We start from the raw sequence: 14,276 nt of genomic DNA, 5'->3' as shown, positions 1-14,276 counted from the left end.
GCTTGAGGTGATCGTCGATGATCGGTGCCTACAGGTAGCCGCTGCCGGCCTCCGCCGCGAAGCGGTCGGGCGGGCCCTCCCAGACGATGCGGGCATGCTCCAGCACGTAGACCCGGTCGGCATGGGGCAGCGCGAAGGTGACGTTCTGCTCGCCGAGCAGCACGGTGATCGGCGTGGTCTGGCGCAGGCGCTCCAACGCCTTGGAGAGCTGTTCCAGGATCACCGGCGCGAGGCCCAGCGTCGGCTCGTCGAGGATCAGGAGGCGCGGCTTCATCATCAGGGCACGGGCGATGGTGAGCATCTGCTGCTCGCCCCCTGACAGCGTGCGGGCCATCTGGCCGCCGCGGCTCTTGAGGATCGGGAACAGTTCGAACAGCCAGTCGAGCTGGCGCGCGCTCTCCGCCTTGGGCAGGTGCTGGCCGCCGAGATCGAGGTTTTCGCGCACGCTCATCTCGCCGAACAGCTCGCGGGTCTCCGGCACCTGCACGATGCCGCCCCGCGCAATGCTCGCCGGCGTGCGCTTCGCCAGCGGCTCGCCGGCGAAGCCGATCTGCCCGGAATAGGGAACGAGGCCCGAGATGGCGTTGAACAGGGTGGTCTTGCCGGCGCCGTTGAGGCCGACCACCGAGACGAACTCGCCCTCGTGGACGTGGAGGCCGACGCCGCGCAGGGCCTGAGCCTTGCCGTAGAGCACGTCGAGCCCCTCGACCTTCAGCAGAGGTGCGCCGGAGAAATTGGCTTCGGGCCGCGCCGCGGTCTCGATGCTGCCGCCGAGATAGACCCGGCGCACGGTCTCGTTGCGCATCACCTCGGCGGCACTTCCCTCGGCGACGCGCTCGCCGAGATACATCGCGAAGACCCGGTCGACGAGGGCCGATACGCTCTTCACGTTGTGGTCGACGAGGAGCACCGCCTTGCCCTCGTCGCGAAAACCGCGGATCAGGGCGGAGAAATCCGCCACCTCGCCGGAGGTGAGACCGGCGAAGGGTTCGTCGACCAGCACCACCTTGGGATCGCGGGCGATCGCCTTGGCGAGTTCCATCCGGCGCAGGTCGGCGAAGGGCAGGGTGCCGGGGCGGCGGTCCATCACGCTGCCCAGACCCACCCGCTCGGCGATGGCCCGGGCGCGTGTCTCGACGCTCGCATCGGCGAAGAGCCGGATCAGGCTGTCGGGCAGGAGCGCGAGCTTGATGTTCTCCAGCACCGTCTGCCGGTGCAGCGGCCGCGAATGCTGGAAGACGAGGCCGATGCCGGCCCGCGCCACCCGGTGCGAGGGCCAGCCGGCGATCTCGGTGCCGTCGAGCCTGATGCTGCCGGCATTCGGGCGTTCCAGCCCCATGATGAGCTTCATCACCGTGGACTTGCCCGAGCCGTTCGGCCCGATCAGCCCGACGATCTCGCCGGCCCGCACGGAAAAGCCGATCGATTTCGCCGCGACGAGGCCGCCATAGCGCTTGGTCAGCCCTTCGACCGCGAGCAGCGGCGGGGCACCGTCGGCCGCGGAACGCGGGGCGGAGGGCAGGGGGGAAGGCAAGGTGGAGGCAGTGAGGCCGGCCGCACTCATGGACGCAAACCTTGTCGGACACCAGAGGAGGGGCGGGGCATCAGGCGCGCTGGCCTTGCCGGGTGAGGATCCCGAGGAGGCCCGACGGCACGAACAGGATCACCGCGAGCGCCGCGGCCGAGACCACGAAGGTCGAGAGCGAGCCGAGAGGCCGCAGCAATTCGCCGGCGGCGATCAGGAACACCGCGCCGAGCACGCCGCCGACGATGGTACGCCGCCCGCCGAGCACCGCCCCGATGATGACCTGGACGCCGACCGAGACGTCGACCAGCGTGCCGACCGACGCGGTGCCCATGTAGAAGACGAACAACGCACCGGCGAGGCCGGAGAACACTGCGCTGACGCAGAACGCCGCGAGCTTGTGCTTGGCGACGTTGAAGCCGAGCGCGCCGGCCTCGATCGGGTCCTGCCCGCTCGCCTGGAGGATCAGCCCGACCGGCGAGACCGCGATGGCGTAGAGGATGAGCCCGCTCACCCCCATGAAGCCGAGCGCGATCCAGTAATTGGTGGCGGCGTCGATGCTGATGACGTCCGGTACCGTCAGGCCGATCTCGCCGCCGGTGGTGTCGGCGAAGACGACGATCAGGTTCTGCAGGATCAGCACCGCCACGACGGTGGTGAGGCCGAAATACGGTCCCCGCACCCGGAGCGCCGGCAGCGCCAGGACGAGACCGCCGATCACCGCCGCGACGGTGCCGGCGAGCAGGCAGAGCGGGATGCCGACGCCGTGGCCGTTGAGGATGCCGGCGGTGTAGGCCCCTAAGCCGATCAGGAAGGTCGGGCCGAAATTGACCTCGCCGGCAAAGCCGAACAGCAGGTCCCAGGCCATCGAGAACACGCCGAAATAGTACGCGACGGTGAGGAGCCCGAGGATGTAGCCCGAGACCCAGAGCGGCAGCACGCTGGCGAGCGCGAGGCCGATCAGGCAGAGCCAGAACAAGGGATTGCGAACGGTCTTGGCGAGCATGGGGCCTCTATTCGATAAGAGTGCAGCCAGGCGTCAGCGGCGCCCGAGCAGGCCCTGCGGGCGGACATACATCACGGCGACGAGCAGCAGGAGCGCGGGAATCGTCCGGTAGGCCGGGGAGACGAGATAGGCGGTCAGCGTCTCGAGATAGCCGACGACGTAGGCCGCGATCAGCGAGCCCGAGACGCTGCCCAATCCCCCCAGCACCACGATCGAGAAGGCGCTGGCGGTGAGCGGGCCGACGCTGTAGCTCGACACGCCGAGGAACTGGCCGAGCAGCACACCGGCGATGCCGGCGAGCACGCCGTAGATGAGCCAGATCGCCACGTAGATCTTCGACAGCTCGAAGCCGAGAAGCGTCACGCCGCGGGGATTCATCGAGGCCGCGAGCAGCACCTTGCCGGTGCGGGTGCGATTGACCAGCAGCCACAAGAGCCCGATCGTCGCCCAGCACACCACCGCCGTGAAGACCTGGTTCCACGGCGTGCGCACGCCCGCGATGGTCACCACGCCCTCGACGATCGGCATCACCGTCTTGGCGTTGCTGGTGAACAGGTAGGCGATGAATTCCTGGATCATGATGCCCCAGAGCAGCGTGCCGGTGAGGATGAAGATCTCCTTTTCCTCCGGCGGGATCGCCCGGGACTTGTCGATCGGGCGCACCACGACGCCGTAGGTGGCGAGCGTGAGCCCGGTGCAGACGACGATGCCGGTCGCCGCCCCCGCATAGGCGCCGAGGCCGAATTCGCTGGAGGCCGCCCAGGCCACCACCGCGGCGGTGACCATCAGCGCCCCGTGCGAGAGGTTCAGCACGCCCGAGACGCCGAAGATGAGGGTGAAGCCGGTGGCGCCGAGCGCGTAGAGCGCCGAGATGGCGAAGCCGTCGATGAGGATCTGGATCGCGGTCATGGGGCTCGCGGGAAAGATGAGGGGGCGCGGCGCGCCACTCCCGAGCGGGCTGACGCATCCACACATCGCCGGATGAAGCGCAGGTCTTCTCCTCTCCCCGCGGGCGGGGAGAGGGCTGCGTCACCGTTCAGGTGATGCAGCAAGCGGAGGCGCAGCCGCAGCGAGGGTGAGGGGGTCTCGACGAGTGAGACTCTTTCGGAAAAACCCCCTCACCCTCGGCTGCCGCCTCGCTGTGCTCCCTGAACGGGAGCACAGCCCTCTCCCCGCCTGCGGGGAGAGGGGAGATGCGCACGACCCGGTGCGGGAAACGAAAAGCTCAGGCGGAGAGGGTATCCGGCACTCGGCAGGTCTCTCAGTTCGCGGCGGTGCCCGCCTTCACGAAGCTCGGGAACGTAATCTTCCCGTTGGCGACATTCTGCGGCCAGATCGCCAGTTGCTTGCCGTCCTGCCACTGCATCATCATGCCCGACACGAGGCCGGGGCCGTACTTGATCGAGTGGGTGAACTCGTCGTCCTTGCCGTAGAACTGGATGCGCCCGAGAGTGCCTTCCCAGTCGGTCTTCTCGAGCGCGTCGACGAGCTTGTCGGGATCGGTCGAGCCTGCCCGCTTCACCGCATCGGCGATGTAGTAGACCTCGTCATAGGCCGTGTAGCCGGCGTATCCCGGGTAGCTGCCGTACTTCGCCTTGAAGGCTTCCGCGAAGGGCGCGGTCTTCGGGGTCACGTTGGTGCCGGGGGCGGCGAACATCTCGAACAGCACGCCTTCCGTGGCGCCGTTCGTCTCCTTCCAGAAGGTGGCGTTCGTCGCCTGCGAGGCGATGCCGATCATCGGGATCGGCACCTGCTGGCTGCGCCACTGTACCGTCGGCTGCACGCCGACATGCGAGATGCCGGTGACGATCACGTCGGGCTTGGCGCCCTCGATGCGGCTGAAGATCGGGTTGAAGTCGGTGGTGCTCGGCGAGAACCGGATGTGGTCGAGCACCTTCAGCCCGACCTTCGGCAGGCATTCCTTGTAGCCTTCGTCCAGCGGCTTGGTCCACGCCGCGTCCTCGCTCATGATGACGGCGGTCTTCATCTGCCGCCCCTCGACCAGGATCGCCTTGGCAGCGTCGCAGACGGCTTGGGACTGCGCCTTCGAGGTCAGGTAGCCGTGGAAGGAATACTTGTTGCGGGCGTAGTCCTTGTGGACGTTGAGCGGGATCTCGTTCGAGGCCGCGCCTGGCGTGATGAACGGCAGCTTCAGCCGGGCCGACCAGGGCTGGAGCGCCAGCACCACCTCGCTGATGTAGCTGGCGATGACCGCGTGGGCCTTGTCCTCGCTCGCCGCGCGCTGGAAGGCGCGGACCGAATCGGCGGCCGAACTCTTGTTGTCGTATGCGATGATCTCGATCTTGCGCCCGTCCATCCCGCCCTTGGCGTTGATCTCGTCGGCGGCGAGCTGGGCAGCCTGCGGGATCGAGGCCCCGGCGATGGCCTGCGCCTCGGCAATCACCGCGATGCGGATCGGGTCCGCGGCCTGAACCGTCGAGAGCGAGGCATTGGCGGCCAACAGGATCGTTGAACCAAGCAACGCGCGGACGAGCCGCCGCCTGGCGACGGATGCGCATTCCAGCATGACGTTCCCTCTTCCGGCCGCTGTTCGATCGATGGCGTCGCGGCTCTGAGGGGGAGTGTAACGGCGATGGAATCGATCACAAGATGCTGATCGCGATCCGGGCCGGTGGGTCGGCGAGCCATCGCGTGAGCGCATGGCTGCCGACCTCGCGGTCACCCGAGGGCAGATGGCACCCGCCACGGCACCTCCGCCGCCGCCCTGGCTTCGTAGGCCGCGATGGCCTCGGCGTGTTCGAGGGTCAGCGCGACGTCGTCCAGGCCCTCGACGAGGCAGCGTTTCTTGAACGGGTCGATCTCGAACGGGATCGCGCTGCCGTCCGGATCGGTCACGGTCTGGGCCGGGAGGTCGACCGTCACGACGGCGCCGGGCGACGCCTTGAGCCGCGCGCGCAGGGTCGCCACCGTGTCCTCGGACAGCGTCACGGTGAGAAGCCCGTTCTTGGCCGCGTTCGACGCGAAGATGTCGCCGAAGCTCGGGGCGATCACGCAGCGCAGGCCTGCATCGACCAGGGCGTAGACCGCACCCTCGCGCGACGAGCCGCAGCCGAAATTGCGGTCGGCGACCAGGATGCCGGCGCCCGCGTAGGGAGGGGCGTCGAGGGCGGCGGCCTCGCCGCGGCGGCGCTCGTCGTGGAACAGGAAATTCCCGTAGCCGGCGCTCCTCGGCTTCTTCAGGAAGCGGGCGGGCAGGATCTGGTCGGTGTCGATGTTCGCCACGTCGAGCGGCACCGCGACGGCCTCGAGGGTGGTGAAGGGCTGCATGTCAGCGGCTCCCGAGGCGGCGGATGTCGGTGAGCCGGCCGGTGACGGCGGCGGCGGCGGCCATGGCCGGGCTCATCAGGTGGGTGCGGGCATTCGGGCCCTGGCGGCCCGGGAAGTTGCGGTTGGTGGTCGAGGCGCAGCGCTCGCCCGCCGGTACGAGGTCGCCGTTGATGCCGACGCACATCGAGCAGCCCGGTTCGCCCCATTCGAGGCCCGCCGCGCGAAACACCTGGTCGAGCCCTTCGGCTTCCGCCTGGCGCCGCACCGGGCCGGAGCCCGGCACGACGAGACCCGGGACGAGCGCCGTCCGGCCGCGCAGCACGGTCGCGGCGGCGCGCAGGTCCTCGATCCGCGAGTTGGTGCAGGAGCCGATGAACACCCGGTCGATCGCGACCTCTTCCAGCGGCATGCCGGGGGTGAGGCCCATATAGTCGAGCATCGCCCGCATCTGCCCGGCCTTGGTGACATCCGGCTCCCGGCCCGGATCCGGCACCGCGGCGGTGACGGGAAGCGCGGTCTCGGGGCTGGTGCCCCAGGTCACGGTCGGGGCGATCGTGCTCGCGTCGAGCGTCACCTCGCGGTCGAACCGGGCGCCCTCGTCGCTCGGCAATTGCCGCCAGGCCGCCACCGCCTCGTCGAACAGCGCGCCCTTCGGGGCGTAGGGTCGGCCTTCGAGGAAGGCGAAGGTGGTGTCGTCCGGCGCGATCATGCCGGCTCGGGCGCCTGCCTCGATCGACATGTTGCAGATGGTGAGCCGCCCCTCCATCGACAGGCCGCGGATCGCGCTGCCGGCATATTCGAGCACGTGCCCGACCGCGCCGCCGGCCCCGATCACCGCGATAATCGCCAGGATCACGTCCTTGGCGGTGACGTGGGGGCCGAGCATCCCGTCAATATTGACGCGCAGGGTCTTGGGCCGGCGCTGCCACAGGGCTTGTGTCGCCAGCACATGCGCCACCTCCGTCGCCCCGATGCCGAAGCCGAGCGCCCCGAAGGCGCCGTGGGTCGAGGTGTGGGAATCGCCGCAGACGATCGTGAGGCCGGGCAGCGTCAGGCCCTGCTCGGGGGCGAGCACGTGGACGATCCCTTGCGCCCGGTCGTCGAGGCCGAAATGCCGGATGCGGTGGCGCCCGGCATTGTCGGCCAGCGTCGAGACCATGTTGGCGATCTCGGGGTCGGGGATCGGCCCCTGGCGGTCGCGGGAGGGGACGTAGTGGTCGGCGACCGCGAAGGTCAGGTCCGGCCGGCGGATCCGGCGGCCGGCATGGTCGAGCATGCCGAAGGCGTGGAACGAGCCCTCGTGCAGCAGGTGCCGGTCGATGGCGAGGAGCGCCTGGCCGTCGAGGCGGGTCGCCATGACGTGGGCGTCCCAGACCTTGTCGAGGAGGGTGCGGGGTTGCGGGGTCATCGGGCGTCCTCCGCCGTGTTCATGGAGTGGGGGATGAGAGTCGAGGCTTGGGTGGGGTTCGGGGCTGGCGGTCGAGCGAGATGGGGAGGAAAGAATGCGGGTCTCGAAGAGAACCTCTGCTTCCGGATGAACAACGTCTCCCTCCCCCCTCTGCGGGGGAGGGTGCCCGGCGGAGCCGGGCGGGAGAGGGGGCTACGCTTCCGGAAATGACGGCACCGTTCTGATGGGCGCCACATCCTTCACCGTCGCGCCGCCCCTCTCCCGGCTCGCTCCGCTCGCCACCCTCCCCCGCAGAGGGGGGAGGGTTAACCCGCGCTATACTGTTGGGGATGGTTCGATTGCTGCGTGGACCATCGCCCCCGCCGCCTGGCCCGCGATGCGCCCGAGCGCCACCGCCGCCAGCAGCCCGTTGCCCGAGAGATACCCGCCCGGCCCCGTTCCCGAGACGCCGCAGGCCGCTCCGCCCGCCGCGAACAGGTTCGGGATCGCGGCGCCGGTCTCCGTGAGAACCCGTGCGTAGTCGTCGACCACGAGGCCGCCCTGCGTGTGGAACAGCGCCCCCGTCACCCGCACCGCCCGGTAGGGCGCCCCGAGCGCCGGCACACCCGCGAAGGCGCGCCCGAACGCGTCCTGCCCACCCTCGCGCTTCAGCGCCTCGACTTCGGCCAGGGTCGCTGCCAGGGCGTCTTCCGGCAGGTGCAGCCGCGCCGCCAGCTCGGCGATGGTCTCAGCCTCGACGATCGCCCCGGCGCTCTCGGCCTTCCGGAAATCCTCGAACTGGCGGGCGATGCCGGCGATGCGGGCGTCGAACACCGTGACGACGCTCCCGCCGGGCTGGCGCAGCACTTCCGCCGCCTGCTCGGAATAGCCCTTGCTCTCGTTCGAGAACCGGCGCCCCTCCGCGTTCACCTGGAACCCGCCCTCGGTGATCGTGGCCCAGGTGATCAGGATGCCGTGCGGATGCGCCACCGAGCCGTGGCCCTGGTGGCCCGAGAGGTGGCGGGTGGCCGCCCCCAGGGCCTCGCCCCAGAGCAGCGCGTCGCCCTGATTGCCCTCGTGGCCGAAATAGAGTGCGCCCGCCAGCTCCGGCACATGCTGCGCCACCAGGGCCTTGTTGCCGCCATAGCCGTTGCAGGCGAGCACCAGCGCCCGGCAGGCGACGCGCTCGCGTGAACCGTCGGGGCGCACGAGGCCGAAGCCGCGGATCGCGTCACCGTCCCGGTAGAGCGTGTCGACCGTGGCCTCGCACAGGATCGGGATGCCGGCCGCCTCGACGGCCCGCGCGAGGCGATCGACCAGTTCCTCGCCGGACCGGCTCGGCAGGCCGTGCATGCGGTTCGCCGAGTGGCCCGGATAGCGGAAATCGGTGATGACCGAGAAGGGCAGGCCGTGCCGGTCGCTGAGCCATTCGAGGGCGGGGCCGACGGAGCCGGCAAGGCGCGCGACGAGGGCCGGGTCGGGCTCGTTCTTCGCCTTGGCCATGATGTCGGCGCAGAACAGATCCGGGTTGTCCTCGATCCCGGCCTCGCGCTGCCAGCGCGTGCCGGGGGCCGGGACCAGACCGGCCGAGAGGGCGGTCGAGCCGCGGGGCACGGGATCGCGCTCGATCACCAGCACCTCGGCCCCCGCCTCATCGGCGGCGAGCGCCGCCACCAGCCCGGCGGCGCCGGCACCGATCACCGCGACCGGAACGTCGATGTCGAAGGTGGTCCCTTCCGCGGATTCGACCCTCATGTCGACAGCTCCGTCACGATCTCCGCGACCGTCGCGACCCGGCAGACCGGCTTGAGGGCGTCGATCGCGGTCTGGTGCACGGAGGGCGAGAAGGCCGCGCAGGCATCCGACAGGACCGTGACCGAGAAGTCGCGGACATGGGCGTCGCGCACCGTCGAGGCGACGCCGCCATTGGTGACGATGCCCGACACGATCAGCCGCTCGATCCCCGCCTTGCGCAGGACCCATTCGAGCCGGGTCATGTAGAAGGCCGAATAGGCGACCTTCTCGACCGTGAGGTCGGCGGGCTGGAGTTCGTCCACCAGCGCGTGGCCCCAGGCGCCGGGCAGGAAGTCGCCCTTCCTGAGGAACGGCCGCAACTCGCGCAGATGGGGCGAGATCATCGGCTCGCCGCCCTTGCCCGGCACCAGGGTGAAATGGGTCGAGACGATGAACCCGCCCCGTGCCCGGATCAGCTCGGCCAGCGGCCGCACCGTCGCCGGCACCGCGGCGATCTCGGGCGCCGCCTGACCGGCCCGGCCATAGGCGCCGTCCGGGTGCAGGAAGTCGTTCTGCAAGTCGCAGATCAGGAGCGCGGTGCGCTTCATCGGGATCGGGTCATGGCTCATGCGGGCGCTCCCGTGCGGGTGACCACGACGTTGCCGAGCCGGTCGACCCGGGCCGTCAGGTCGGGATCGACCACGGTGGTGGCGTCGGGCTGCTCCAGGATCGCCGGGCCGGGGATCTCGGCACCGACCGGGAGCGACAGGCGGGCATAGACGGCCGAATCGTGCCAGGCGCCCGCGAACCAGACCGGCCGGCTGCCGGTGCGGGCGGATTCCAGCGAGGCATCGGCCCCCGGCGCGAGCGCGGCGAGGTCGAATTGCGGCCGCCGACCGATCGCGGCGGTGCGCAGGTTGACGATCCGGGTGCCGAGACCCGGCAGTAGGCGGCTGAACGAGGTGCGATAGGCGGCCTCGAACGCCTCCTGGATGATCGCGGGGGTGATGCCGGTGGTGCCGTTCGCGACCGTCACGGGGAGCGCCACCGCCACGGTGTGGGTCTGGCCGACATAATGCATGTCGAGTTCGAACACCGTGTCGATCCGCGAGACGGTGAGGCCGGCGGCCTCGACGACCTCCCGCGCGGCTCGCGCTTCCGCCACCATCCGCCGGTCGAGGGCGGCGGCGTCGAGGCCGGCCAGCGACAGGTTCAGGGTCTGGACCTGGTCGTGGCGGATGTCGGCGATGACGCAGCCGAGCGCCGAGGTCACGCCCGGATAGCGCGGCACGAGAGCACCGCGCAGGCCCACATCCTTGATCAGCGCGCCGACATGCAGAGCCCCACCGCCGCCGAACGGCACCGCCGCGAACTTCTGCGGATCGTGGCCGCGCTCGATCGAGACGAGACGGATCGCGCCCGCCATCTTGCCGTCGGCCACCCGCACGATCGCTTCGGCCGCCGCCATCACGTCGAGGCCGAGCGGCGCTGCGACATGTTCGTGGATCGCCGCCTTCGCCGCCTCGACATCGAGGCGCTTCAAGGCGCCGCCGATCGGCCGCTCGGCGTTGATGCGGCCGAGCACCACGTTGGCGTCGGTGAGCGTCGGGCGGGTATTGCCCTGGCCGTAGCAGACCGGGCCCGGCCGCGAGCCGGCGCTTTCCGGCCCGACCTGGAGCAGGCCGCCGGCATCGACATGGGCGATCGAGCCGCCGCCGGCCCCGATCGTGCTGATCTCGATCATCGGCGTGCGGATCACGAGGCCGAAATCGATCGTGGTCTGGGCGGCGAGCGCGGTCTCGCCCTCGACCACCAGCGACACGTCGAAGGAGGTGCCGCCGAGATCGCCCGTGATCACGTTCGGGAAGCCGGCCTCCTTGGCGATGGCGGCCGCCGCGATCACGCCGGCCGCAGGTCCCGACAGGGCGGTGCGGACGGGAAGGCGCCGGGCGGTGGCGGTCGACATCACGCCGCCGTTGGACTGGACGATGTGGAAGCGGCCCTCGAACCCTTCCGACTCCAAAGCTCGGTCGAGCTTGCCGAGATAGCTGCCGACCACCGGCTGGAGATACGCGTTAAGCACCGTGGTCGAGGTGCGCTCGAACTCGCGGATCTCCGGCAGGATGCCGGAGGAGCGCTCCACGTTGGCGTTCGGCCAGACGGCGCTGGCCGCCTCCAGGGCGATCCGCTCGTTCTCCGGGTTGGCGTAGGCATTGACGAAGCAGATCGCCAGGGCCTCGGCACCGTTGGCGAGAAGGGCGCGGGCGGCCTCCGCCACCTGGTCCGGGTTCACGCCCAAGCGGATCGTGCCGTCGGCCAGTGTCCGCTCGTCGACCTCCAGCCGCAGGTCGCGATCGACGACCGGGACGAAATCGCCCCACAGGCCCCAGGTGTGGCGCCGGTCGCGGCGGCGCATCTCCAGCACGTCGCGAAACCCGCGGGTGGTGATGAGGCCGATCCGGGCCCCTTTGCGCTCCAGGAGCGCGTTGGTGCCGACGGTCGTGCCGTGGACGATCGAGGCGAGGCCTGCGACCGGGCCGAAGCCTTTCAGGCCGGCGAGGAAGCCGACCGCCTCGTCGCCGCGATTCGACGGGACCTTGCCGGTCTGGAAGCGACCGGCGGCCTCGTCGTAGTAGAAGAGATCGGTGAAGGTGCCGCCGACATCGACGCCGACGATGGCACGGGGGGTCATTGCTCGTCTCCGGTCGTCAGGTCGTAGTCGCGGGCGGCGGCCTCTCGGGTCACGTAGCCGAGGCGCAGGTCGCGTTGCAGGGACTGGCGGTTCCGCTCGGCCGGGTGGCCGAAGCCGCCGCCGCCGGGGGTCTCGAGCCGCACCCGCTCGCCGGCCCTGATGCGCACGTCGGTGACCTTCGAGACCATCGGCGGGCTCGCCCAGCCGTCGGGCGTCTGCCAGGCGAAGCGGTTGAGCGCCGCGGAATGCCCGCCCTTGACGCCGAACGGCGCGACCTTGCCGCGCTCGCCGAGCAGGAACACGTCGGCATCGGTCAGGGTCTCGATCTCGTAGACCGCGCCCAAGCCGCCGCGATGGGCGCCGGCCCCGGCGCTGTCGGGGCGCAGGGACCACTGGGTGAAGACCACCGGATAGGCGGCTTCCAGGATCTCGACCGGCGGGATCGTCGCGGTCGAGATCGGGTTGTTGGCATGGCTCAGGCCGTCGGTCTCGGGGTTGCCCCCCAAGCCACCGCCGAAGAACGAGAACATCACCCAGCGCGAGCCGTCCTCCCGGTGGCCGGCGAGCGACAGCGCATTGATGGTGCCGAAGGGCGCGGCGGTCGCCCGCTCCGGGTCGGCCTCGGCGAGCGCGCCCAGCACCACGCCGATCAGCCGCAGGATCGTCTCGGTGTAGCCGGCCATGGGCTTCGGCGCGCCCGCACCCAGCAGGGTCGTCTCCGGCACCGTGAAGGCGATCGGCCGCAGGCAGCCGGCATTGGCCGGCACTTCCGTGAAGACGTGCTTCAGGGCGACGTAGCAGGCCGCCACGGTCGTCGCGTACGAGATGTTGATCGGCCCCTGCGCCGGGGCCGAGGAGCGCGAGAAGTCCAGCGCCATCCGGTCGCCGTCGATGGTCAGGTCGAGGGCGATGGTCAGCGGCTCGTCGGTGATGCCGTCGTTGTCGAGCACGTCCGAAAAGCTGTAGCGGCCGTCCGGCAGCGCCCGGATCGCGGCGCGCATCAGGGCCTCGGCCCGGTCGGAGAAGGCCACGAAGGCGGCATCGACCGTGGCGTCGCCGTACTCGTCGAGGAGCGTGGTGAAGCGGCGCTCGCCGAGATCGAGGGCGTTGAGCTGGCCGTTGAGGTCGCCCCAGTTCGAGGTCGGCACGCGGGTGTTGGCGGCCAGGATGTCGACGATGTCCTGGTTGAGGCGCCCGGCGGAAAACAGCTTCACCGGTGGGAAGCGCACGCCCTCCTGGAAACTCTCGGTCGCCTTCGGGTTGTAGCCGCCCGGCACGTTGCCGCCGATATCGAGCCAGTGGCCGACCGAGGCGAGCCAGCAGAACAGCTTGCCGTCCCGAAAGACCGGGCGGACGAGGCGGAAATCGTTGAGGTGGGTGCCGCCGCTATAGGGATCGTTGAACAGGAACGTGTCGCCGGGCACCAACCCGCCCTCGCGCTCGACCTTGGCGATGACCGCCTTCACCGCGAAGGCCATGGCGCCGACGAAGATCGGCAGGCCCTTGGTGCCCTGGACCAGGGTGTCGCCGGTGGTGGCGTGGTAGAGGCCGTGGCAGGCGTCGCGGGCCTCGGCGATGATCGGGTTGAAGGCCGAGCGATAGAGCGTCGCGTCCATCTCGTCGGCGATCTGCTCGAGGCGGCCCTTCAGCACCGCCAGGGTGACGGGATCGATCGGGGTCATTGGGCAGAGCCTTCCATAGCGCCCGCAGGAGCGCGTTCTGCCCCTTCATAGGCGCGGCCGCGGGCCAGCATCTCGGGCGTGCCGATGAGCGCGTTCAGTTCGCCGAAATCGAACATCCGGTCGGCGAACGGCGTGTTGGTCCCGGCCTTGGCGAGCGAGCCGTAATAGGCCTGGGCGGTGCGGGCGAGCGCCCGGACGATGCCGCCGGGGAAGATCACCAGGCGAAAGCCGAGCGCCCCGAGATCGGCGGCCGAGGCCAGCGGCGTGTCGCCGCCCTCGACCATGTTGGCCAGAAGCGGCCGGGTGTGGCCGAGCGCCTTCGTGACCTCTGCCAGTTGATTGGCCGAGCGCGGCGCCTCGACGAACAGCACATCGGCGCCGGCTTCCGCATAGGCGCTCGCCCGCTCGATGGCGCGCTCGAAGCCCTCGACCGCCACCGCATCGGTGCGGGCGACGATCAGGGTCTCGGCGCTGCGGCGGGCGTCGAGCGCCGCCTTGATCTTGCCGACCATGTCGCCCTGGCCGATCAGCGTCTTGTCCTGGAGATGGCCGCAGCGCTTGGGGTAGCTCTGGTCCTCGAGCTGGATCGCGCTGGCGCCGGCCCGCTCGAACAGCCGTACCGTGCGCTCGACGTTGAGCGCGTTGCCGTAGCCGTTATCGGCATCGACCACGAGGGGCGTCGCCACCCGGTCGCGCACCAGGGTGATGGTCTCGGCGACCTCGGTCATCGAGACGAGGCCGATATCGGGCCGGCCCAGCCGCGTATAGGCGATGGCCGCACCCGAGAGGTACAGGGCCTCGAAGCCCGCATCCGTGGCGAGCGAGGCCGTGAGGGCGTCGTAGACGCCCGGAGCGACGAGGACGCGGTCCTCGGCGAGGCGGGACTTCAGGGACATGAGGTTAAGTCTTCCCGGTACTGTCTTGTTGCCAGCAGGCTCTCTCTTGTTGTCGAGGCGCCCGAT

11 protein-coding genes are annotated in these 14,276 nt (G+C 70.2%); all 11 read right to left on the bottom strand.

Annotated elements, in window-relative coordinates; genetic code table 11:
* Nucleotides 1-28: 28 nt before the first annotated feature.
* The 11 genes from HBB12_RS21775 to HBB12_RS21725 all read right to left on the bottom strand — a co-directional run bounded on the left by HBB12_RS21775 (nt 29) and on the right by HBB12_RS21725 (nt 14,210).
* Nucleotides 29-1,564: an ATP-binding cassette domain-containing protein gene (locus HBB12_RS21775; RefSeq protein ID WP_236991264.1), complete on the bottom strand. Its 1,536-nt coding sequence runs from the start codon at nt 1,562-1,564 to the stop codon at nt 29-31.
* 40 nt (nt 1,565-1,604) lie between these two features.
* On the bottom strand, nt 1,605-2,531 hold the full coding sequence (locus HBB12_RS21770) for a branched-chain amino acid ABC transporter permease (RefSeq protein ID WP_236991263.1): 927 nt from the start codon (nt 2,529-2,531) through the stop codon (nt 1,605-1,607).
* A gap of 33 nt (nt 2,532-2,564) precedes the next feature.
* The gene (locus tag HBB12_RS21765; protein WP_236991262.1) at nt 2,565-3,440 is read right to left on the bottom strand and encodes a branched-chain amino acid ABC transporter permease; all 876 of its coding nucleotides are present in this window, start codon (nt 3,438-3,440) and stop codon (nt 2,565-2,567) included.
* Nucleotides 3,441-3,792: 352 nt separating this feature from the next.
* Complete coding sequence (locus tag HBB12_RS21760; protein WP_236991261.1) at nt 3,793-5,058, bottom strand: ABC transporter substrate-binding protein; 1,266 nt, start codon at nt 5,056-5,058, stop codon at nt 3,793-3,795.
* Nucleotides 5,059-5,210: 152 nt separating this feature from the next.
* Nucleotides 5,211-5,819, bottom strand: coding sequence for a 3-isopropylmalate dehydratase small subunit (leuD, locus tag HBB12_RS21755; RefSeq protein WP_236991260.1), 609 nt, complete (start codon nt 5,817-5,819; stop codon nt 5,211-5,213).
* A gap of 1 nt (nt 5,820) precedes the next feature.
* Nucleotides 5,821-7,227 (bottom strand): 3-isopropylmalate dehydratase large subunit, encoded by a 1,407-nt coding sequence (gene leuC, locus HBB12_RS21750; protein ID WP_236991259.1) that lies wholly within the window; start codon nt 7,225-7,227, stop codon nt 5,821-5,823.
* 315 nt (nt 7,228-7,542) lie between these two features.
* On the bottom strand, nt 7,543-8,961 hold the full coding sequence (locus HBB12_RS21745; RefSeq protein WP_236991258.1) for an FAD-dependent oxidoreductase: 1,419 nt from the start codon (nt 8,959-8,961) through the stop codon (nt 7,543-7,545).
* Nucleotides 8,958-9,569: a cysteine hydrolase family protein gene (locus HBB12_RS21740; RefSeq protein ID WP_236991257.1), complete on the bottom strand. Its 612-nt coding sequence runs from the start codon at nt 9,567-9,569 to the stop codon at nt 8,958-8,960. The genes HBB12_RS21745 and HBB12_RS21740 overlap by 4 nt, the downstream gene beginning before the upstream one ends.
* Nucleotides 9,566-11,632, bottom strand: coding sequence for a hydantoinase/oxoprolinase family protein (locus HBB12_RS21735; RefSeq protein ID WP_236991256.1), 2,067 nt, complete (start codon nt 11,630-11,632; stop codon nt 9,566-9,568). Before HBB12_RS21735 ends, HBB12_RS21740 begins: the two co-directional genes overlap by 4 nt.
* Nucleotides 11,629-13,314: a hydantoinase B/oxoprolinase family protein gene (locus HBB12_RS21730; RefSeq protein WP_236991255.1), complete on the bottom strand. Its 1,686-nt coding sequence runs from the start codon at nt 13,312-13,314 to the stop codon at nt 11,629-11,631. Before HBB12_RS21730 ends, HBB12_RS21735 begins: the two co-directional genes overlap by 4 nt.
* A complete protein-coding gene (locus HBB12_RS21725; protein WP_236991254.1) occupies nt 13,311-14,210 on the bottom strand; it encodes an isocitrate lyase/PEP mutase family protein in 900 nt (299 codons plus the stop codon). Before HBB12_RS21725 ends, HBB12_RS21730 begins: the two co-directional genes overlap by 4 nt.
* Nucleotides 14,211-14,276: the final 66 nt, after the last annotated feature.

This window comes from Methylobacterium sp. SyP6R (genome assembly GCF_019216885.1).
Lineage (GTDB): Bacteria > Pseudomonadota > Alphaproteobacteria > Rhizobiales > Beijerinckiaceae > Methylobacterium.
The sequence above is the reverse complement of the archived record's forward strand: the minus strand, read 5'-3'. Positions and strand labels throughout refer to the sequence as shown.